Annotated in this window: 17 protein-coding genes; 6 read left to right on the top strand and 11 right to left on the bottom strand. The window is 68.5% G+C overall.

Going from position 1 to position 21,737, the window contains the following annotated elements; genetic code table 11:
• The first annotated feature begins 71 nt into the window (after nt 1-71).
• Nucleotides 72-2,366 (top strand): glycoside hydrolase domain-containing protein, encoded by a 2,295-nt coding sequence (locus tag E8A74_RS15300; RefSeq protein WP_170229146.1) that lies wholly within the window; start codon nt 72-74, stop codon nt 2,364-2,366.
• 78 nt (nt 2,367-2,444) lie between these two features.
• A complete protein-coding gene (locus E8A74_RS15290; RefSeq protein WP_170229145.1) occupies nt 2,445-5,687 on the top strand; it encodes a CARDB domain-containing protein in 3,243 nt (1,080 codons plus the stop codon).
• Nucleotides 5,688-6,037: 350 nt separating this feature from the next.
• Here E8A74_RS15290 and E8A74_RS15285 read toward each other — a convergent pair whose 3' ends face one another.
• The 11 genes from E8A74_RS15285 to E8A74_RS15235 all read right to left on the bottom strand — a co-directional run bounded on the left by E8A74_RS15285 (nt 6,038) and on the right by E8A74_RS15235 (nt 16,762).
• The gene (locus E8A74_RS15285; RefSeq protein ID WP_136929734.1) at nt 6,038-7,189 is read right to left on the bottom strand and encodes an alpha/beta hydrolase family protein; all 1,152 of its coding nucleotides are present in this window, start codon (nt 7,187-7,189) and stop codon (nt 6,038-6,040) included.
• Nucleotides 7,190-7,453: 264 nt separating this feature from the next.
• On the bottom strand, nt 7,454-8,431 hold the full coding sequence (locus tag E8A74_RS15280; protein WP_136929733.1) for a calcium/sodium antiporter: 978 nt from the start codon (nt 8,429-8,431) through the stop codon (nt 7,454-7,456).
• Entirely contained in the window at nt 8,431-9,852 is a 1,422-nt protein-coding gene (gene nhaA, locus E8A74_RS15275) for a Na+/H+ antiporter NhaA (RefSeq protein ID WP_136929732.1), read from the bottom strand. The genes E8A74_RS15280 and nhaA overlap by 1 nt, the downstream gene beginning before the upstream one ends.
• Before the next feature lie 171 nt (nt 9,853-10,023).
• Nucleotides 10,024-10,386: a monovalent cation/H(+) antiporter subunit G gene (mnhG, locus tag E8A74_RS15270; RefSeq protein ID WP_170229144.1), complete on the bottom strand. Its 363-nt coding sequence runs from the start codon at nt 10,384-10,386 to the stop codon at nt 10,024-10,026.
• Nucleotides 10,376-10,657: an MrpF/PhaF family protein gene (locus E8A74_RS15265; protein ID WP_136929730.1), complete on the bottom strand. Its 282-nt coding sequence runs from the start codon at nt 10,655-10,657 to the stop codon at nt 10,376-10,378. The genes mnhG and E8A74_RS15265 overlap by 11 nt, the downstream gene beginning before the upstream one ends.
• The gene (locus tag E8A74_RS15260) at nt 10,654-11,151 is read right to left on the bottom strand and encodes a Na+/H+ antiporter subunit E (protein ID WP_136929729.1); all 498 of its coding nucleotides are present in this window, start codon (nt 11,149-11,151) and stop codon (nt 10,654-10,656) included. The genes E8A74_RS15265 and E8A74_RS15260 overlap by 4 nt, the downstream gene beginning before the upstream one ends.
• Nucleotides 11,148-12,665, bottom strand: coding sequence for a proton-conducting transporter transmembrane domain-containing protein (locus E8A74_RS15255; protein ID WP_136929728.1), 1,518 nt, complete (start codon nt 12,663-12,665; stop codon nt 11,148-11,150). The genes E8A74_RS15260 and E8A74_RS15255 overlap by 4 nt, the downstream gene beginning before the upstream one ends.
• Nucleotides 12,662-13,006 carry a sodium:proton antiporter gene (locus E8A74_RS15250; RefSeq protein ID WP_136929727.1) on the bottom strand — a complete coding sequence of 115 codons (345 nt, stop codon included), beginning with the start codon at nt 13,004-13,006 and terminating at the stop codon, nt 12,662-12,664. Before E8A74_RS15250 ends, E8A74_RS15255 begins: the two co-directional genes overlap by 4 nt.
• On the bottom strand, nt 13,003-13,422 hold the full coding sequence (locus E8A74_RS15245; RefSeq protein WP_136929726.1) for an MnhB domain-containing protein: 420 nt from the start codon (nt 13,420-13,422) through the stop codon (nt 13,003-13,005). Before E8A74_RS15245 ends, E8A74_RS15250 begins: the two co-directional genes overlap by 4 nt.
• Nucleotides 13,419-15,725 carry a hydrogen gas-evolving membrane-bound hydrogenase subunit E gene (mbhE, locus tag E8A74_RS15240; RefSeq protein WP_136929725.1) on the bottom strand — a complete coding sequence of 769 codons (2,307 nt, stop codon included), beginning with the start codon at nt 15,723-15,725 and terminating at the stop codon, nt 13,419-13,421. The genes E8A74_RS15245 and mbhE overlap by 4 nt, the downstream gene beginning before the upstream one ends.
• 104 nt (nt 15,726-15,829) lie before the next feature.
• Complete coding sequence (locus E8A74_RS15235; protein WP_170229143.1) at nt 15,830-16,762, bottom strand: universal stress protein; 933 nt, start codon at nt 16,760-16,762, stop codon at nt 15,830-15,832.
• Nucleotides 16,763-16,896: 134 nt separating this feature from the next.
• Between E8A74_RS15235 and trpS the strand changes: the two genes are divergently transcribed.
• The 4 genes from trpS to E8A74_RS15215 all read left to right on the top strand — a co-directional run bounded on the left by trpS (nt 16,897) and on the right by E8A74_RS15215 (nt 21,538).
• On the top strand, nt 16,897-17,934 hold the full coding sequence (gene trpS / locus E8A74_RS15230; RefSeq protein ID WP_136929723.1) for a tryptophan--tRNA ligase: 1,038 nt from the start codon (nt 16,897-16,899) through the stop codon (nt 17,932-17,934).
• A 20-nt stretch (nt 17,935-17,954) separates the two neighbouring features.
• A complete protein-coding gene (locus tag E8A74_RS15225) occupies nt 17,955-18,494 on the top strand; it encodes a GrpB family protein (RefSeq protein WP_136929722.1) in 540 nt (179 codons plus the stop codon).
• 524 nt (nt 18,495-19,018) lie between these two features.
• Nucleotides 19,019-19,573 carry an SLOG cluster 4 domain-containing protein gene (locus E8A74_RS15220; protein WP_136929721.1) on the top strand — a complete coding sequence of 185 codons (555 nt, stop codon included), beginning with the start codon at nt 19,019-19,021 and terminating at the stop codon, nt 19,571-19,573.
• 189 nt (nt 19,574-19,762) lie between these two features.
• Nucleotides 19,763-21,538 carry a PAS domain-containing sensor histidine kinase gene (locus E8A74_RS15215; RefSeq protein ID WP_136929720.1) on the top strand — a complete coding sequence of 592 codons (1,776 nt, stop codon included), beginning with the start codon at nt 19,763-19,765 and terminating at the stop codon, nt 21,536-21,538.
• The last annotated feature ends 199 nt before the right edge of the window (nt 21,539-21,737 follow it).

The following is a 21,737-nucleotide window of genomic DNA, read 5'->3' as shown; positions in this document are numbered from 1 at the left end:
CTCGGGCGGGCGAGCGCCCGTGGCTCGCGTTTTGCCGCGGATCCGCCGTACCATCGGGGATGGAGGAACCGATGCCCCGCTTTCGCTTCGCCTTGCTCGTGCTCCCGCTCTTCGCTTGTGGCTCCCCCGACGGGCCGCCCGGCGGCAATGGGAAGCCGCCGCTCCCGCCTTGCACCGATTGCACGCCGTCCGGCGATCGCGCCTTCGTCTTGCCCTCGCCCGCGGGCGCGACGCTCTGGACCGCGACGCCCATGGACAAGATCCTCCGCGAGGCAACGCCGCCTTCCAGCACCGGCGACGGCATCCACATCTCCGCGGCCAAGAACGAGCTCGAGCCTTTTCAGATCGTCGTCCGCCCCGACGCCGCCGGCAAAACCTCGATCACGCTCACGCCGTTCACCGGCCCCGGCACGCTCGACGACGTCCGGATGCACCGCGTCGGGTACGTCCACATCACGGAGCCCTCGGATCCTGCGTCGATCGTGAGCCCCTACGTCCCGGATCCGCTCCACCCGACGGCCTTCGGCGCCTCGCACGACCTCGCCGCGGGCGAAAACCAGCCGTTCTGGATCACCGTGCGCGTCCCGCCCGGGGCCGCCGCCGGGGACTATACCGCGACCCTCACGGTCACGACTGCGGGCGCCACGCAGGACATCCCCGTCACGCTCCACGTCTACGATTTCGAGCTCCCGGCGAAGCTCGGCTTCGACGGCAACTGGAACACGAGCTTCGAGGCCCTCGGCGGCAGCGAGAGCCTGGAGAAGGTCCGCGCGCTGAAAGACTTCTTCTACGAGCACCGCCTCGTCCCGGGCAGCGTCGCCTGGCCGGCCGGGCTCAATTACAACGGCGGCATCGAGTACGATTGCGCGACGGGCTCGTTCCTGGAGGAGAACAATCCCTACGACTTCTCCCAGCTCGGCCCCGCGTACATCGACGGCGCCGGGTGGAACGGGGTCGGGTTTCCTTCGTTTCAGATCATGCAGTTCGTCGACAACGTGCGGCCGCGGCCGCAGACGTTCTGCGGCAAGGACCGCGGCCAGGACGCTTTCGGCACGCCCGAGTACAACGCCGAGTGGTCGAAGCTGCTCGCCGCGATCGACGCCTACCTCGTGGCGAAGGGCTGGCAGGACAAGGGCTATTATTACGTGCAGAACGAGCCCCAGGGCCCCGAGGATTACGCCGTCGCCGCGTTCCTCGCGGAGCTCGCCAAGAAGGCCGCGCCGAACCTGCGCCTCGCGATCAGCGAGGAGCCGAAGCCCGAGATCGCCGAGCACGCCTCGATCGGCAGTGGCCATTACGACCTCTGGTGGGCCGACCTCTCGCACTTCGATCCCGCCTACGCCAAGACGCGCCAGGCGCTCGGGGAGACCGTGTGGTGGTATTTCCTCTACGGCGACCTCCCGCCGCATTTCAACCCCATCACGATCGACCACCCCGGCATCGAGACGCGCATCGCCCACTGGGCCGCGTGGAAGTACCGGATCCGCGGGTTCGCTTATTACTCGGTCACGGGCTGGGGGAGTGATCCCTACCAGAACCCGCGGCCGCAGGGCACGAAGCAGAACGGTGACGGCTTTCTGCTTTATCCCCCCGAGGACGGCGCGCTCGTGAGCAGCATTCGCTGGGAGCTTTTGCGCGAAGGCGCCGAGGACTTCGAATACCTGCTCCGCGCGGCGGGCGGCACGATGCCAAAGACGCCGGAGGAAGCCACGGGCTGCGACCTCTCGGCCGCGAGCGCCGTCTCCTCGCCGACCTCCTACACGCGCGACGCCTCCGCGCTCGCGCACCTGCGCGACCAGCTCGGCCTTTACCTCGAAGGCAAGGTGAACGGCTGCCCCGCGCTCGACTCCACCCCGGAGGGCGCCCACCCGCGCGCCGCCTATTACATCAACTTCCAGGACCCGAACGGACAGCCTGCCGCGAATCCGCTCGTGGTGGACGGCCACGAATGGATCAAGGTCGGCTGGGAGGCCTACGAAGCGAAACGAGGGTACGGCTGGTCGGGGCCGTACATCGGCGATCCGGGGATCATGCTCTACAAGTACCTCACGAATGCGCCGGTCTCGGAGCTCCAGAAGAGCGTGATCTACAACGATTACGGGCGCACCGACACGTTCAACTGGGATATCGCGAAGGGCAAGTACGAGGTCACGGTCTCCATCGGCTGGCACGATGGCACGTACGAGAAGAATCGTGTCGTCGTGGAGGGGCAGACGCTCTTCGACGCCGTGGCCACGACGCCCGCCACGCCCTACCGGGTCGCGTCGGTGGTCGTCGACGTGAACGACGGCAACGTCACGATGGAGGCAGGGCAACAAGATGAATACACGATGCTGAACTGGATGAGCATCGTGCCCGTCCCGTGAAGCGAGGGCGCCGCGTCATGTGGTACGCGGCCTTTTCTCGATTTCCGCGGAGGCGTCGTTCCGATATCCTGCTCGATCATGCGACGATCGAGCTCCTTTCTCCTGACAGCGCTCCCGCTGCTCGCGCTCCTCTCCGCCGGTTGTGGCGGCGAGGCGCAGCAGCCAACCACTTCGGGAACCCCCTCCGGCAGCGGCGGCACCGGCGGCACCGGCGGCTCAGGCGGCGACGGCGGCGACGGCGGAATCATCCTCGCGGGCTCCGGCGGCGCCGGCGGCCAAGGCGGCCAAGGCGGCGGCGGGGACCTGTGCGTCGGCATCCAGTGCGCGCCCGATCAGCACTGCGAGGTGCTGCCGGATGGAATGCCCGGCTGCGTGAACAACGAGTGCGGCATGCTGAACTGCAAGCCCACCGAGATCTGCGAGGTCACGCCCGGCGGCGGCGCGATCTGCAAGGACATCTCCTGCACGCAGGACGTGCAGTGCCCGGCGAGCCAGTATTGCAATGGCACGATCTGCGTCGACGACGCCTGCGTCCCCGGCACGACGACGTGCACGGGGAACGAGCTTTATGCATGCAACGCGAACGGCGCCGGGACGACCGCGCAGTTCACCTGCGGCAGCACCTCGTATTACATGAGCGTGTGCACGGACCCCGGCATGGGCGACGCTTCGTGCCCCTGCGAGGACGACTGGGATTGCCCGCCGGACACGGCCTGCGAGGTCGGTCAATGCGTCGGCACGGGCAAGCCCGCGACCTGCACGCTGCCGCCCGTCCCGTTCTCGCAGGTCTTGCCGAAGAAGGAGATCCAGTGGGGCGGGACCGGCGTCACGCCGAACAACGTGGCCGTCAACGCGCCCTTCGCGGGTTCGGCGCAGGTGAGCATGACGCCGCTCGTCGTGAACCTCGACGACGACAACGGCGACGGCCTCATCAACGAGCTCGACTTCCCGGAGATCGTGTTCACCACGTACCACTCGACGCTGGCCGACGAGGACGGCGTGGTCCGCGCGATCCACGGCGGCGGCCCGAACAAGGGCAAGGACTATTTCGCCAACGCCGGGACGAACGTCTGGCACGAGGGCGATCCGCTGAACAAGGCGTGGGTGAACACGCAAGGCATCGCGAACTCGACAGGCTCGCTCGCGGCGGGGGATCTCGACAATGACGGCGTGCCCGAGATCGTGATGCCCACGGAGGTCGTGTCGGGCGTGTCGACCGGCGGCGTCGCCATCCTCGACAACAAGGGCGACATCATCGTGCAGTCGGCGGTGAATCAATTGCCCTCGGCGGGCTACAACGTCCCCGCCATCACGCTCGCGAACGTGGACGGCAAGGGCTTCGCCGAGATCATCGTCGGCCGGTTCGTCTTCACGCTCGGCAAGGATCCGGTGACGAACAAGCTCGTGTTCGTCGACAGGTTCGCCGGCACGCTCACGGTCAACGGCAACAACGGGCAGGGGGCCATCTCCTGCGTGGCAAACCTCGTCGGGGACAACAAGCAGGAGATCGTGGCAGGCAGCACGGTCTACCGGTTCCCCACGCCGCCGGCCGGCGTCGAGAAACGCGCCGATTGCGCGGCGGGCGACATGAGCGCCTTTTGCCTCGGCCAGCTCGAGGTCGTCTGGGACGCGCAGGCCGTCAACGGGGCCGCGAAGGTGCCAAACACGCAACGCGAGGGCTTCTGCGCCGTGGCCGATATCCTCGGCGCGGACGAGGCAGCGGCGCCGGGGCCGGGCAACGCGCCCGACGGCAAGCCCGAGGTCATCCTGGTCTCGCGCGGCTACCTCGCGATTTACAACGGCGAGACCGGCACGCAGCGGCGCTTCACGAACCTGAACGCGGGCGACAACGGCGGCGCGCCGAACGTCGACGATTTCGACGGCGACGGGTTCCCCGAGATCGGCACCGCGTTCGGCACGCGGTACATGATGATCGACCTGCAAGCGACGGCGGCGAGCTGCCCGGCGTGGCCCACGGCGATCAGCGACGCCGCCGCGAACACGAACCCCGCCCGCGCGCCCGGCGCGGCCTGCACGACCGACGCCGAATGCAGCGCAGGCGCGGTCTGCAACACGGCCAAAGGCGCGTGCGTGTGCCTGCACAACGGCTGGATGCGCATCACGGAGGACGATTCGAGCCGCGTCACGGCCTCCAGCGTCTTCGATTTCAACGGCGACGGCGCAGCCGAGGTCATCTACAACGACGAGTGCTGGTTCCGCATCTACGACGGCACGACGTCGGAGGTGCTCTTCAAGGAGCACTCGCCGAGCCGGACACGCACGGAAAACCCGGTCATCGCCGACGTCGACAACGACGGCAACGCAGAGATCGTGTTCTGCTCGAACAACGATTCGAGCTCGTGCTCGGTGGGCTACAACTACCCGAACGGCATCGCGGTCTGGGGCGACACGAGCGATACGTGGGTGCCCGCGCGGCGCATCTGGAACCAGCACGCCTACCACGTGACGAATGTGCTGGAGAGCGGGGCGATCCCGCCGCTCGAGCCGGAGAACTGGAAGACCTACAATGGGCGCGAGTACAACACGTACCGCTCGAACCCGCGCTCGTTCGGCGTCGCGCCGGATCTCCAGGTCTCGGGCATTCAAATGTCGTCGCCGGACGCCGCCTGCGGGCAGCTCTCCACGAAGCTCGACATCACGGTCGAGATCCGCAACGACGGCGACGTGCGCGTGGGCCCAGGCGTGGTCGTCGCCTTCTACGGCGAATGGATGAACGGGACGCCAAACGAGGCGCTTTACGCAGACGCCGCGCAGACGCCGCTGACGGCGGTGCTCGGGACGAGCCTGGAGCCAGGGCAATCCATCCTGGTGACCGTGAGCTACGACGCGATGAACAATTCGCCGGGGACGCTGCCGGAGAAGGTGCGCGTGGTCGTGGACGCCGCAAACCAGGAGCGCGAATGCATCGAGGACAACAACACCCTCGAAGCCATGGTCGCGCCGGGCGAGGTGCAGCCAGATCTGCGCATCGACGTGGGCGTAGCCTCCGACGGCTCATGCCCTTCGCCGACGGTCTCGGCGACGGTCTACAACGATGGCTCCGCCCCGGCGAGCAACATCCTCGTACGATTCTACGCGGGTGATCCCAACCAGGGCGGCACGCCGGTCCACGAGGAGACGATCGCAGGCCCGCTGGACCCGGGTCAAAGCGTGATGCTGACGTCGAAGATGTCGAACTTCCCGCCCAACCTGCTCGTGCTGATCTACGCCATCGTGGACCCGCAAAACACGGTGCAGGAGTGCAACGACGGCAACAACAAGGACGAGGCCAACGGCAAGGTGGTCTGCGGGATCAACTGAGGCGCCGCGCCGGGGCGCTGCCCCGGACCCCGCGGGGGGCTGTCCGCCCCCTCGACCCCGGACCAGGCACGGCCTGGACCGAAGGTGGAAGAACTGCGCGATGCGCAGTTCTTCCAACGGGCCGGTGGCAAGACCATGGAGGTGGGTTTCAAGCGGGCGGCGTGTATGCCGCCCGTTGAACCCGCAGCGCTGTCGCCTTGGTTGGCAGGGTCGTTACCGGCTGTTCGATGAACTGCGCATTGCTCATCCTCGCCGTTACCAGGATGGAGCTCAGCGACGCGCCCCCGAAGCCGGACGTGATGAATGCCTCGATCGCGCGGCGGCGAGCAGGGCTTCACGGTGCTGGAAGCTCATGCGGTATGCTGCTTCGGCATTGGCGGGAGTGTTCGCCCGAGCCAGCCGCAGAGCTCCGCCGTCGCCAGCGGCAGGTTCCCCATCTGGCAGTGCTGGTCGGCATTCTCGACGGCGGTGAAGATGCGGGTGGTCACGGGGGCGGCGGTGAGCGCACGCGCCTGGAGAGTCGCGAGCGCAGGGGGCTGGAACCGGTCATGTTCTCCCACGAAAAGGAGCGTCGGCACGGTGACACGCGCCGAGCCGAGGTGCTCCGCGTTCATCCCCAGGAACCAGCGCGCCGCCGCGACCGGCTCCTCCGTGCGGGTCATCCAGTTCGCCTGCCCCACGACGTGCCGGAGAACGGGAAACAGGCGCATTCGCCAGCGGATGGTCGCGTTCATGAACCTCGTGAAACCCACCATCCGACGAACGAGCGATCCGACGAACCGGGGGAACCTGCCCAACCAATCGTACACCGGCGACCAGGAGACCACGGCGGCGATACGCGGCTCGCGCGAGGCCGCCCGGATCGACCAGTACCCGCCCATCGACATCCCGACGAGCGCCGCGCGCTCCACCTTGAAATGATCCAGCACGGCCGCGACGGGTCGCTCCCAGTCGTGGGTGTGCGGCACGCCGTGGCGCGTGCGGGCGCCGCCTTGGCCAGGTCCGTCGAAGGCGATGGCGTCGAAGCCGGCCTCGGAAACACTGCGCCAGATCGGGAAGAACTCCTCGATCACCGAGTCGAACCCACCGAACACCAGCACGGTGCCTCGGGGGGCGCCTACCGCGGGCCGGCGGAGGGCGGGCAGGAAGGCGCCCTCGAACGGCACCTCGTGGCGGGTGATACCCTCGTCGGCGACCGCGCGATCCCAGAGCCCCCGGTATCGCTCGTAGGCGGCGACCTGCTCGTCGGAGGGGCGCGGGGTGAAAAACTCGGCCACCCGGGAGCATCCGGCGGCCTCGGTCCACCACCCCTCACGCTCGGCTTCGCTGGCGAGCGCACCGAAGACCGCGGGTACATCCTCCGGCCGCGTGATCCGGAGAGCCCCACGCTCGGCGGTCGCCCGAGGCAGGGTGCCCAGCGCGTGGGCGCGGTTGAGCTGGTAGTTCACGAAATCGTTCGCGTGGAAGCGCTGGAATCCGATCGGGAGCTGAGGAGCGGGCATGTCTCACCTCCGGCCTGCTCGTTGGAGGAACGGTCTAGACCGCTGGTCTCGTCTCGTCGCAGCGGGAAGAAGAGGAGCGCGCTCGCGACGAACATCGGGGGTTCGCGCCCGCATTGACGACCACGTCCGTCCGCTCGAACCCGTCGATCGAATCGGCGCAGCCCTGGAACCATGTTCGCGCCGCCTGCGTACGGAGCTGTAGGGATGTATGTCTGCCATTGGACCTTCCCGATGTTCCGGTCGTGAAGATCGACGCAGGGGGGCTCAGCCTCGCACCACGGTCACGACCGTGAATGCCACGTAGAGGCCGACCGCGAGCGCGCCCTCCAGGCGCGAGACGGTCCGCTCGCTCCGGATGAACATCGCCCCGAGCCCCGTCATCACGAGCAGACCCGCGAGATCCAGCCCGAGCGACCTCAGCGGAGCCTGCACCGGGCCCACCAGCGCCGCGGCGCCCAGGCAGAGGAACGTGTTGAAGATGTTGGATCCCACGACATTGCCGATGACGATGTCGGCGTGCCCGCGTCGAGCGGCGATCACCCCCGTCACGAGCTCGGGCAACGAGGTTCCCACCGCGACGATGGTGAGGCCGACGAGCCGATCGCTCATTCCGAGCGCGCGCGCGACCGAGACTGCGCCGTCGACGAAGATGTCGCCCCCGAGGAGCAGGACCAAAAGGCCGACGCCGGCCGTCGCCACGGATCGCAAGGCTCCTCCGCGCTTCGGGGCTCCGGCCTCGTCCGCGGCTCGCTCGGCGACGGCCGCGTCGGCTCGGGCCTCGGCGACCACCGAAGCGGAGCGCGCGGCGCGGATCATCCATCCCGTGTAGGCGGCCGCCACGAAGAGCAGCCCGGCCGCTTCCCAGCGGCGCACCGCGCCGTCGAGCAAGAGCAGCGGGACGAGGAGCGCGCTCGCGACGAACATCGGCAGCTCACGCTGGCGAAGCGCGCCGTCCACCCGCGCCGGCCGGATGAGCACGGCGAGGCCGAGGATCAGGCCGATGTTCACGATGTTCGAGCCGATGACGTTCCCGAGCGCCACCTCGCCGTGCCCGTCGATCGCCGCCTGCACGCCCACGATGACCTCGGGCGCCGACGTGCCGTAAGCGACGACCGTGAGGCCGACGAGGATCTGCGGCACCCGCAAGGCGAGCGCCAGAGCGGACGCGCCGCCGACGAACCACTCCGCGCCGAAGTACAGGAGCACCGCGCCCCCGACGAGGTGAATCCACGGGCTCGTCATCAGACTTCCGTCGAGCTCTCCGCCTCGTCGGCCGTCTGCGCGGCGCCCGTCGTCCCCACCGGCGCGAGGAGCGAGCGACCGAGGCCGAGTCCGAGGATCGCCGCGCCGCCGCTCGCCGAAAGGACGCCGAGCTTCGCCGCGGCGAGCAGCAACGGGTCCGCAAAGGCGAGCTGCGCGACGAACAAGGCCATCGTGAACCCCACGCCGGCGACGACGCCGAGCACCACGAGGTGCCGCACGGAGAGGCCCACGGGGAGCGTACCGATCCGCAGGCGCAGCGTGATCCAGCAAGCGAGGAGCACGCCGACCGGCTTGCCGACGACGAGGCCCACGGCGACGGCGATGAGGACACGCCACGAGGCGGGATCGAGCGACCCACCCGACACGGCGACGCCCGCGTTGGCGAGCGCGAACAGAGGCATGATGCCGAAGGCCACCCACGGATGGAGCGTCGTGATCAGGCTCTCGGCGGGCGACGTCGCTTCACGTCGCACGAGGTCCACGTGCCGCAGCGTCCCCACGAGTTCGTGCGACGAGAGCTCGTGCGGCGTGGACTTCGCGAGGTGCTCGAGCTGGTTGCGAACGCCGACGATGAACCCGTCCGGCCCGAGCCACGCGCGCACCGGCGTCACGAGTCCGACGATCACACCGGCGATCGTCGGATGAACCCCCGCCGCGTAGATGCCGGCCCACGCGACGATGCTCGGCGCGACGTAGGCGAGCTTCGCGCGCACGCCGAAGCGCTGCATCGCGAACACGCCGCCAAACCCTGCCGCGGCGATCACGAACCCCGAGATCGAGATGCCCTTCGAGTAGAAGAGCGCGATGACGACGATCGCTCCGAGATCGTCGATGACCGCGAGCGCGAGCAGGAGCACGCGCAGCGCCGCCGGGACACGTTTGCCGAGCAGCGTGAGGATACCGACGGCGAAGGCGATGTCGGTCGCCATGGGCACGCCCCACCCGGATCGGGTCGCGGGGACGCCGGCGAAGGTCAGGTAAAGCGCCGCCGGAGCGAGCATCCCGCCCAGCGCCGCCGCGGCGGGGAGCGCCGCGCGCCGCCACTCGGAGAGCTCGCCGTGGTGGATCTCGCGTCGGATCTCCATCCCCACGACGAAGAAGAAGATCACCATCAGGCCGTCGTTGACGAACCACTCGAGCGTGCGCTCGAAGCTGAACGTGCCGATGCGAATCCCGAGAGGCGTGTGCCAGAGCGACACGTAGCTCTCCGCCCAGGGAGAGTTGGCCCAGACGAGCGCGACGGCCGCGGCGACGAGGAGCAAGATGCCGCTCGCGGCCTCGATCTGGAGGAAACGCTCGAGCGGACGACTCGCGAGCCGCGTGAGACGCAAGAGCGGCTCCCAGGCTTCGGGAGGCGACGAAGGAAGGGGGCCCCGCCCCGGTGTGTGTGTGGTCGACATGCTCCGTCCCTCGCCGGCAGATTCGCCGGCTGGGATGGCGGCCCGACCATCCTTGGTCCTGCAGCGACCGTCGCTGCACCCTTCCTTGCAATGAATGCGCTCCGACCATCGCACGCTTTCGCGTGACCGTCGAGTGGGCGCGAGGGGTCCTGTCGAGAACGGGGAGATGCTTCACGGCTTCGTGTCTCGCTCCCTTCCAGGGGCGGCCCTGGTCTTTGTCGCAGCCACGAGATGCGCGTACTCATCGACACGGGCGGACGGACGCACCCCACGCCGGTAGGCGGCCCGCGCGAGGATGTGTGCTCCCACCGGGGCCGTCATCCCGACGAACAACATCGCGAGCACCGCCTTCGTCACAGCAGCCTTGTCTTGCACCTCGAAGGCGAGCGCGGCGAGCAGGAACACGAGCCCCAGCGTCGCGGCCTTGGTGGGGGCGTGGATGCGAGCATAAAAATCGTCCAGGCGAAGCACCCCCAACGAGGCCAGGAACATGAAGCAGACACCCAGAACGACGGCGACGGCCTCAATCAGCACGGGTTCTCTCCAGGTACGCGGCCAGAGACATCGTCCCCAGAAAGCCCAAGAGGAGCACCACGAGCGCCGCGTCGAGGAAGACATCGGTGTCGAACAGGCTCGAGAGGAGCAGCAGCGCGCCCACGACGTTGAGCCCGAGACAATCAAAGGCGAGCACACGGTCGAACGGTGAGGGACCGCGGAGAATGCGCGCGAAGCAAAACGCGACGCCCACGCCGAGGACCACGAGCGCCGGGAGCAGCACGGCGATCTTGAAAACGCCGGGGCTCATGCCGCGTCCCGGGGCGGCATGGGGCGCCCGCCGGCGCGGCGGATCATCCCTGCGAGCTGGCCGATACGCCGGCGGACGCCTTCCGGGTCGCCTCCATACAGGGCATGAACATAGAGAGCGCTGCCGTCGTCCTCCGCATCGACGGTGAGCGTCCCCGGCGTGAGCGAGACAAGGTTCGCGAGCAGCGCCGTCTCGACGGGCGACAGGTCCGCGACCTCGAAACGAACGAGCGCCGGCACGAAAGCGGGTACGGGGCGGAGGATGTCGCGGGCGAGCGTGAGGTTGCTCCGCACGAGATCCGCGAGGAAAAACGCGAACAGGCGCACGATCGAGGCCGCCGTCCGCGCATACGCGTGGCTCCCGCGAAGGCGCTGCACGAATGCGATCACGACGAAGCCGATCCCGAACCCGATGATCAAGCTGCGCAGGGAGAAGGTCGCCTGGATGAACATCCAGACCACGGCGAGCAGCAGGTTCAACGCGAGCGCGCTCATGGGGCCTCCGCATGGTCGTCACGACGCTCGGCTGCGCGCACGGCAGCGACGTAGGGCGTGACGTCGAGGAGTTGCGTCGCCACGCGCTCGAGGTGGGAGAAGATCGGCGCGGCGAGGAGCCCCGTCAAAAGGCTCATCGCCGCGAGCGAAAGCGTCGCCCCGAGCATGCCGCGATGCCGGCCGCGCCCCGGGTATCGCTGGCCCTTTGGTTCGCCCCAGAAGACGGCATTCCAGATCTTCAACATGGATGCGAGCGTGAACAGGCCCACGAGCAACGAGATACCCGTCGCGACGGGCGCGCCGGCCGCGAGGCCGCCCGCGACCAGGAACCATTTCCCCCAGAAACCACTCAAAGGGGGCATCCCCGCGAGCGACATCGCGGCGACGAAGAATCCCGCCGCGAGCCATGGCTCCGTCCGCGCGAGCCCACGCATGGCGTAGAGTTTTCCTGATCCGCCCATGCGCTCCGCGACTCCGCCGGCAAAGACGAGGGCCGTCTTCGCGAGCATGTTGTGGAGCGTGTGGAACAACCCCGCGGCCAGCGCGAGCGGCGTGAACAGGGCGAGCCCGAAGATCATGTAGCCGACCTGGCTCACGATGTGGAACGAGAGGACGCCACGGATCGTGCTCCGGCCGAGCGCGCCGAAGACCCCGACGAGCATGGTCGTGGCCGCGATGGCGACGAGCGCCGGCTGCCATCCGCCGGGCGCCGCCCCCCCGAGGAGCGGGATGGTGCGGAAGAGCGTGTACACACCCACCTTCGTGAGCAGCCCGGCGAAGAGGCCATTCACGGTGACGGGCGCCTCCGGATAGGAATCGGGCAGCCATGCGAAGACGGGAAAAAGAGCGGTCTTCACCATGAAGACGACGAGCACGAGCGCCGTCGCGCCCCAGAAGACCCCCGGCAAACCGCCGCCTCCGGCGCGCAGGGAGAGCTCCGCCATGTTGACGGTGCCAGCCGCGCCGTAGATCGCGCCCACGGCTGCGAGAAACAGCGCGCTCCCGACGAGGTTGACGATCACGTAGGGCACGCCCATTCGAACCTGCCGTGCACGTCCTCCCAGCGCGATCAGCGCAAAGGACGCGAGCAACATGACCTCGAAGAAGACGAAGAGATTGAAGATGTCGCCCGTCAGGATCGAGCCTCCCACGCCGACCAGCAGGAACTGGTGCAGCGGATAGAAGTACCGGCGCTCGCGCTCCCCACGCAGCGAGCCGGCCGCGTAGAGCAGCGTCGCATACGAGACGGTCGCCACGAAAAGGAGCATCACGGCGGCCAGCGCGTCCGCCACCCACACGATCCCGACGCGTGGGCTCCAGCCGCCGAGGGGCAGGACCAGGATCGCGCCGCGCGCCGTGCGCGCGCAAAGCAGCATCGCGCTCGCGAGCAAAACGCCCCCGCTCACGAGCGCGGCCGCTTGCTGGAGCCGCGTTCGGCCTGTCAGCGGGAGCAGGAGCGCCGCCGTGATGAGCGGCCATACGACCGGGATCAAGACGAGGAGCGAATCCATCATGTCTCGTCGTCCCCCTCGACGTCATCGCGCCCCGAGGCGTCGTGGTGCCGCGTCGAAAGGGCCAAAAGGAACGCGGCCATCCCGAGGCCGATCACGATGGCCGTGAGGATGAAGGCCTGCGCCAGGGGATCGGCGAACGGGGCCCGGCTCGCCCCCTCGCCCTCGCCGACGAGCGGCGGCGCCGCGCCCGCGGGCAGCCCCGCGGACGTGAGGACGAAGAGATTGACGCCGTTCGACAGGAGCAAGAAGCCGATCGCCATGCGCTGCAGATTGCGGGAGAGGAGCAGGTAGAGCCCGCACGCGAAGAGGACGCCAGAAAGGACCGCGGCGAGGCCGATCATCGCGGGTTTTCCCCTCCGGCGAACGCGGCGAGCGTCGTGATCGTCGAGCCGACCACCACCAGAAACACGCCGACGTCGAAGAGGAGCGTCGTGGACAGGTGGATCGTGGCCGAGCCGGACCCGACATCGAAATGAGAATGCGTGAGGAACGGGCCGCCGGCGGCGACGGCGACGAGACCGGTCCCCGCGGCGACGAGGAGCCCGAGCCAGACGGAGCCGAGGACGCGCGGCCTCCGCGCCCGCTCGGACGGGGCGACGTTCGCGAGCGCGTGGAGCACCACGGCGGCCGCGGTGACGAGCCCCGCGACGAACCCACCGCCCGGCGCATCGTGGCCACGGAGGAGCAAGGAGACGGCGAAGAGGACGGCCACCGGGAGCACACCCCTCGCGACCTGGCGCAGGAGAAACGAATTCATGCGCCCTCCCTTCGGGCGCGCCCCACGCGGAGGGCCACGACCCCGATCGCGGCAATGGCGAGCACGGTGATCTCCCCGAGCGTGTCGGCGCCTCGGAAATCGACCAGAATGACATTCACCACGTTGCGTCCCTTCGCCTCGGGCAACGAAAGCGCGAGTTGCTCCGCGCCTGCTGGACGAGCGGCCGGATGGATGCCCGAAGCCCAGGCGAGGATCGCGATTCCGAGCCCGAGCGCAGCCGCGAAGAGCCCGTGCATGGCTCGCTGCCCGCGCGATCGCTCGTCGGCGCCCAGGCGCGGGAGCCGCTGAAAGACGAGCAGGAGGAGCAGCAGCGAGATCGTCTCGACCAGGATCTGCGTGAGCACGAGGTCCGGCGCCCGGAAGAGGACGTAAAAGACCGCCAACCCATATCCAGCCGCGGCCATCAGGACGACCTTGGAGACGCGGTCCTGCATGAGCACCGCGAGCACGGCGCCGGCGGCGACGATCGCGGCGGGCAGCGACGCGGCGGCGAGGTCGACGGACCAGGCCTCTGCGCCGGGGCGCGGCGGGGGCGAACCTCCGCGCATGGCGGCCGCCGCGGCCGCGGCGGCGAACACGAGCATGACGACCAGATACCGCGGGTGCCCGCCCGCCTGCGCCGCGCGAGTGAACCAGCTCGACGCGCCCAGCACGGTGGAGGCGAGGCGATCGAAGGCGATTTGCGTCTCCGGTTGGGACGGCACTTCCGCATATCGTCTCCACAAAAGATACCCCCCGACGCCGAGCGCGAGGGTAGAGACGCTGAGCAGGAAGATGCCATCGATATGGTGCCACACGGCGATCCACGCGGGCCAATGGGTCCCCGGCTCGAGCACGGATCCGATGAACCACCCCGGGGCGATGCCCCCGATCACATGGGGCAAGAGGAAAACGGCCGGCACGACGAGAAGCCATCTCGAGAGCGATGCCCTCCGATAGCCGCGCGAATCGGGCGGCAGCTTCGGCCCCCAGAACGTGCTCACGCAGAGCTTGAGCGCATAGACGACCGCCATCGCGCCCCCCACGACGGCCGCAGCGACAGCGGCGACGACGCCAGGAAATCGGGCCTCGAGGAGCGCTTCGAGGAACACTTCCTTGCTCATGAAGCCAAGCAGGAACGGGAAGCCCCCCATCGAGATGGCACCGATCCCGATGAGCACACCGGCGACCGGCTCGCGCTGAAACCAGCGCTCCTCTCTCAGGATCGAGAGATCACGCGTCCCCGAGACCTTCTCCATCCACCCGACGAGGAGGAACAGCGCCGATTTGTAAAGCGCGTGGTTCGTGATGGCGAGCAACTCCCCGCGCACGATCCCTCCGTGGACCTCGGCCGGAGGGGATACGCCATAAAGCGCCGTGAGGACGCCCAGGTTCGCGACGGTGCTGTGGGCGAGGAGCTTCTTCAGATCCCACGCGCGCACGGCGTCCCATCCGCCGACGAGGAACGTCGTGAGCCCCACGGTGAGCAGGAGGGGCTGGAACGCGGGCGACGCGCCGAAGATCGGCGATAGCCGGCCGATCAAGAAGATGCCCGCCTTCACCATGGTAGCGGAGTGGAGATAGGCGCTCACCGGCGCGGGCGCGGCCATCGCGCCCGGGAGCCAGAAATGGAACGGGACCTGAGCCGATTTGGCGAAGGCTCCGCCGAGCATGAGCAGGAGCGCGACATCCCGCGCGGGGCTCGCCAGGATACGCTCTGCGCGCGCGGGCATGCTGGAGAGGTCGTAGGTCCCGGCGATCTGCCCGAGCACGAGCGTGCCTGCGAGCAGGGAGAGCCCACCAGCGCCTGTCACCAGGAACGCCCGAATGGCCCCCGCCCTCGCCTCCGGGCTCTGGCCGTCCATTCCGATGAGGAGGAAGGAGGCGAGGGTGGTGAGCTCCCAGAACACGAAGAGCAAGAGCAGCGAATCCGAGAGGACGAGCCCGAGCATGGCGCCCATGAATGCGAGCAGCGCGGCCCAGAACCGCGGCGTGGCCTTTTTCCCGAGATAGGCGCGGCTATACTGGACGATGCCGAGGCCCACGCCCGCGATGAGCAGGACGAAAAACGCGCCGAGGTGATCCAGGCGGAGATTCGCCGTCATTCCCGCGGATGGGAACCAGGGGATCGTGACGATGTTCGTCTCCCCTGTAGCGGCCGCCGGCCAGCGTGGGATGGCGAGCGCGAGCACGAGCGCCGGGGGAAGAAGGGCGATCCGTCCCGCCCAGCGGGGCGAGAGGAAGAGCGTGGCCAGAGCGCCCACGAAGGGAGTGGCGATGATGGCGATGAGTATCGTCTGCACACTGCGCTCCCCCGTCGCCGCTTCGACGCCACGTTGAACCCCGGTTCGCGAAGAGACCGGTCCGGAGTCCACGGGCGAGCGGACCGTTAGGAAGAAACGTGCCGTCAACGCGGCGGAGGATGGCGGACGAGCTCGCTCAGCGGCCCTGCCGGCCGTACGCGCTCGGCTGCATCATCGGGCGGCACGCAAACGACGACGCCGGGCACAGCGGCTCGAAACAGGCTGTGCCACACCCACCTCGGCCACAAGTGGCCTCGCGGCAGGTCCCGGGGGACCACGACGAGATCGATGGCCTCTCGCTGCGCGAGGTCTTCGAGCACGCTCGCGTCCTGGACGCTGGTCTTCGTGACGCTTACCCCCAGCCGGCGGAGTTCGTCCCGGAATGCCTCGACCTCGTCGAGGGGAGGCTCGCAGCGGAACGGAGGCAGGCTGCGATAAGGGTGCGCCGATATCTCTGCGCTGGCGTCCGAAACGCCTCCCATACGTGAGACATACGCCAGCCATGCTTCGCAGGGGCCGCCGGATCGGAGCTCGGCGATCCAGCGCAGGGCGGCACGTGAGCCTGGGCAGCACCCCAGCGCGATGAGGACGCGCAGCGGGGCACGCTCTTGGGCCCAGCGGAGCAGTCCATCCGCATGGCGGACGAGCATGACCGGAATGGGCGCGGCGCGGGCGATCCTCACGGCGGCCCAGGGAGAAGGGCGCTTGCGCACGACCCCCGGATGGGGCGAAAGCACGATCAAGCGCGCACGATGATGCATGGCAATCCTGGGCAGCTCCGCATGCCATGCCCCCGCGGCGAGCTCGGGCTCGATCTGGATGCCGAGCTGCCGCAGGTCATCCGCCTCGCCGCGCAGATGCCTGCCGGCCGGCTCGTAGAGGGTGTCGTATTCTTCGGTGAGGGCGAGCTCGGCGCCGAGCTCATCGACGACGTGGACGAGGTGCAACTCGTCGCCGAGCAGCAACGAGAGTGCTGCGGCAGCCTGGTTTGCCTGCTCGTTCTCGGGCGCCAGCGTCGTACCGCAAATGATGGACACAGCGCCGTGTGCTGCAATCGTCGTGCCCTGAGGACGGGCGCGAAGTCGCTTGACGCGACGAATCCTCCTCACCCAGGCTTGGCCTGGGAATACGAGGGGTTGACGCGGCCGGCAGCCGGCGATAGAGGGCACGCGTGAGCGAGTCGACCCAGCAGCCGCAGAAGAAGCCAGTCATCTTGTCGGGGATCCAGCCGAGCGGGCAGCTCGCGCTCGGCAACTACGTGGGCGCGCTGAAGAACTGGGTCGAGCTGCAACACCAGTACGACTGCGTCTTCCTGGTCGTCGATCTGCACGCGCTGACGGTGAAGCAGGTGCCGGCGGAGCTCCGGAACCGCTGCTTGTCGTTCGCGGCGCAGTACATTGCCTGCGGGATCGATCCGGAGGCGTCGACGATCGTGCTCCAATCCCACGTGCCGCAGCACGCCGAGCTCGCGTGGGTGCTCGGGACGATGACGTACATGGGCGAGCTGTCGCGCATGACGCAATTCAAGGACAAGTCGGCGCGGCACGAGGACAACATCAATTCGGGTCTCTTCACGTACCCGGTGCTGATGGCCGCGGACATCCTGATCTACCAGGCGAACCTGGTGCCGGTCGGGGCCGACCAGAAGCAGCACCTCGAGCTCGCGCGGGACGTGGCGCAGCGCTTCAACCAGCGATACTCGGAGACCTTCGTGACCCCGGAGATCTTCGTGCCGAAGGTGGGCGCGCGGATCATGGCTCTGCAGGAGCCGACGAAGAAGATGTCGAAGAGCGACCCGAACCCGGAGAACTACATCGCGGTGCTCGATACGCCGGACGTGATTCGCCGGAAGTTCAAGCGCGCGGTGACGGACTCGGAGACGGAGATCCGTTACGACGTCGAGAAGAAGCCGGGGGTGTCGAACCTCCTGACCATTCACGCGGCGCTGTCGAACCAGCCGGTGGAGGTGGTGGAGGCGTCTTTCGCGGGGAAGGGGTACGGCGATCTGAAGTCGGAGGTCGCGGACGTGGTGGTGGCGACGCTGGAGCCGTTCCAGAAGCGGTATGCCGAGGTCATGGCGGACAAGGCCGGCCTCGAGCAGATCCTCGCGCGGGGCTCGGAGAAGGCGCGGTCGCGGGCGTGGAAGACGCTGTCGAAGGTGTACAAGAAGATTGGCCTCGTGCCGGCGGCGCCGCCGGCGAAGGGGTAACGCCGGGGAGGGGAGGGGCCATGCGCGGGGACGTCGACGAGCCGATTTCGATCGTCGCCTATGACGCGCGCTGGCCCCTCGACTTCGAGGCGGAGGCGGCGCGTGTGCGGGCGGCGCTCGGGCCGGTGGTGGTGGCGATCGAGCCCTTCGGGAGCTCGGCGGTGCCGGGGCTCGTGTCGAAGCCGATCGTCGACATCCTGGTCGGCGTGGCCGATTTGCAGGAAGCAAAGCCGCACGTCGCGGGGCTCGTGGCGATCGGATACGAGGACTTTGGAGAGATCTTCGTTCCGGGGCGGATGTACCTGCGCAAGCGGGGGGCGGCGCCGCATTTCAATGTGGCGGTGACGGAGCACGGGGGGCCGTTCTGGGCTGGGAACCTCGCGGTGCGGGAGTATTTGCGGGCGCATCCGGCGGAGGTGGAGGCGTACGCGCGGCACAAGCGGGAGGCCGTGGAGCGCGGGGCGACGATGTTTTCGTCGTATTCGCAGGCGAAGGACGCGTTCGTGCGGGGGCTGCGGGAGCGGGCGCTGGCCTGGGCGGCGGGGAGAGGGGCCGCGTAGGCGGGCAAGAGCGGTTCGAGCGCGCGGGGTGGCGCGTGCAACGCGTGTAGAGGGCGATCCGAGGGGTCCGAGGGGCGCTTGCATCGCTTGCAGAGGGCGATCCGAGGGGTCCGAGCGGGGCTTGCAACGCTTGCAGGCGGGGCTCCGAACGGTCCGAGGGGGGCTTGCAACGCGTGTAGGCGGCGGGCCGGGCGGTCTGATCGGTGTTTGCAATGCGTGCAGGCGGGGGGAGGGGCGGTCCGATCGGTGATTGCAACGCGTGCAGGCGGGACTTCGGGCGTTCCGAGCCCGGGACCTCGCCAGGCACGCACATGAAGCAGGCAAACAAGGTCTTCCCTATCGCTCAATGCCTCGATCCCTCGTCGGAGCGAGGACGTAAGAAGTCTTGTCAACGATGAACCATGAGGGTAGGCAGGCGATGCGAGATGACGAGCGGGAACTCCTGCGTCGTTTCGCCCAACCCGAGGCGCCCTTTTCCCTGATGTTCCGGTCTTACCTGGAACGGCATACCCTCTGATCCGACCATGCCCCGCCCCCTTCTCGCCATCATCGGTGACGGCACCGCGCTCCCTGGATCTCCCGCGTACGAAGCTGCTTTCGAGGCCGGTCGTGCGGCCGTCGAGGTTGGTTTTCGTGTCCTCACCGGCGGCCTCGGCGGCGTGATGGAAGCCGCTTGTCGCGGCGCGCGCGCGTCGGCGCGGTATCGAGACGGAGATACCGTGGGGCTGCTTCCGGGGCATGACCCGCGCGCCGCCAATGCGTACGTCGATATCGCGATTCCGACCGGGCTCGGGCATTTGCGGAACGCGCTGGTCGCCCATGCGGATGCCATCGTCGCCGTCGGCGGCGGCGCGGGCACGCTCTCCGAAATCGCCATGGCCTGGATCCACGATCGAATCGTCGTGGCGCTGGAGATCGCAGGCTGGAGCGGCGAGCTCGCCGGGCTCCGCATCGACGACCGAGAACGATTCCCCGACACACCCGACGATTACGTGATCCCCGCCACGTCCGGCACCGACGCGATCCGTCAAGTCGTCGCCACGCTCGCCGAGCGAGCCAGCCGCCAAACCACCGGCTAGACCCGAAAAACCCCCTCATCCCCCCACCGCAAAGCGTCACCCAACCCCCGCAACCTCCCCCAGCGAGCCAGCCGCCATACCGCCGGGTAGGCCCGAACGAAACGAAGTGGAGTGAGGGCCGTAGGGTGTCGCGCCATCGAGCGCGACACCCTCCCCAAAAGTGTGGCAGGATGGCGGGGGTTTTCTCGTATGAAGGCTTTGCTCGTCGCTTCTTCCAAGGCCGATCCACAACCGCTCGAGCGGTTGCTTCGGGATCAGTGCAGTGACGTCGCCGTCGTGCCTGCCTTGGAGCTCGCGGCAGCGTCGAGCGCGGGGATCGGGATCGCCGTGCTCCTCTCGTCCGAGGACGAACAGGACTTTGCCTCGATCCTGGCCGCGTGTCGCACGCTCCGGAGTGCCCCGGACGGCGGGCCCGTCGTCCTCGCGATGGCCGCGACACCCGAGCACATCGAGACGCTCTGCGACGAGGGCGTCGATGATTTCATGCTCTGGCCAGGCAACGAGAGCCTCGTCACGTCACGCGTGGGGCTCTTGTTCCGGCGCGTCGCGCAGCGGAAGAAGGACGCCGTGCGGGCCGCCATGCTCGGGGACGCGCTCCGGCACGCCGAGCGCAGCGAGCAGCGGTTTCGCCACCTCGCAGAGAGCTCGACCGAGATCCTCGCGCGCTTCTCGCCCGGCGGCGTGCGGCTCTACATCTCGCCCGCATGTCGCACCGTGCTCGGATACGAGCCCGATGAGCTGCTCGGATCGAGCATCCTCGACATCCTCCATCCCTCGGATGTCTCGAAGCTGCTCGAAGCGCTCGGCGCGCTCGACGCAGGCGCGCAAGTCGCAGGCGCGATCATCCGGCTGCAACGCAAGGACGGCGAGTACGCGTGGCTCGAGACGATCAGCCGGCCCGTGCGAGATCCCCGCACCGACGTGATCGAGGAGCTCGTCACGGTCTCGCGCGACATCACCGCGATGATCCACGCAGAGCAAGAGTCGCTCGAAGCAGAAGCGCGGCTCGCCGTGATCGACGCCGTGCCCGATCCGCTGTCCGTCGAGGACGACACAGGGCGAATCACGATCGCAAACCGCGCGTTCTGCGCGCTCCTCGGGCGATCCCGCGAGGAGGTGCTCGGGCAATCCGCCGACGCGCTGAAGCCCACGCCGAAGGGCGGGCGGCCCGATCGGTGGCCGCAGACAGCCGACGAGCGCGAGGTGACGGTGAAGGCGCCCGACGGATCACAGCGGGTGCTCGCCGAGAAGCGAGTGCTGCTCGCCGTGCGCAAGGAGGAGCGGCTGCTCGTGTCGATCATGCGCGACATCACGGAGCAGCGGCAACGCGAGGCCGATGCAAGGCTCGGCACGGCAGCCGCGCTCTCCGCAGGCGTGGCGCACGAGATCAACAATCCGCTCTCGTACTTGATCGGGAACCTCAAGTACGTATCGGAGGCGCTCGGCACCACGAAGAGCGAGGACGTGGCAAAGGCGCTCGACGAGGCGACGAGCGGAGCGAAGCGCATCGCAAGGATCATGCGAGACATGCGGATCCTCGGCGAGGCCTCACGCGAGACGCCGCCGCGGACAAACATCAAGCGCGTGGTCGAAGCAGCGCTGATGCTGACATGCGGCGTGATCGAAGCGCGCGCGCGGCTCTCGTCCGAGGTGGCCGACGTGCCCCTCGTCGCCGGCGAGCCAGCACGAATCGCACTCGCCCTCGTCGACATCTTGCTACGAACGATCCGCGCGCTGCCCGAGGGTGATCCGAAGGCAAACGAGGTGCGCGTCGTGCTCGCGCCCGCAGAGGAAGGCATGATCTGCGTCGAGGTGTTCGGGAGCGGTCGCAGCACAGGGACCAGCGCAGAAGCAGGGCTGTCCCTCAGCGAGAGCAACGTGTCGATGCACGGCGGGCGAATCGACATGGAGACCACGCCAGGGCGCGGGACACGGCTTCGGCTGGTGTTGCCGGTCGTGGGCTAGGCGGGGGGCGCGGAGCTGGGGCTTTGCCCCAGACCCCAGCAGGGGCTGTCCGCCCCTGCACCCGGACCAGCGAGGCGCTGGACCCGGGTCGATGAACTGCGCGGTGCGCAGTTCATCGAACAGCCGGTGGCAAGACCAGCGACGACCTTGCCCACCAAGACAGCCGCGCTGCGGACTCTGCTGGCAACCTGCGTTCTTC

The organism is Polyangium fumosum, assembly GCF_005144585.1.
Taxonomy (GTDB): domain Bacteria; phylum Myxococcota_A; class Polyangia; order Polyangiales; family Polyangiaceae; genus Polyangium; species Polyangium fumosum.
Note: the sequence above shows the minus strand (reverse complement) of the source record. Positions and strands in the feature narration are given on the sequence as shown.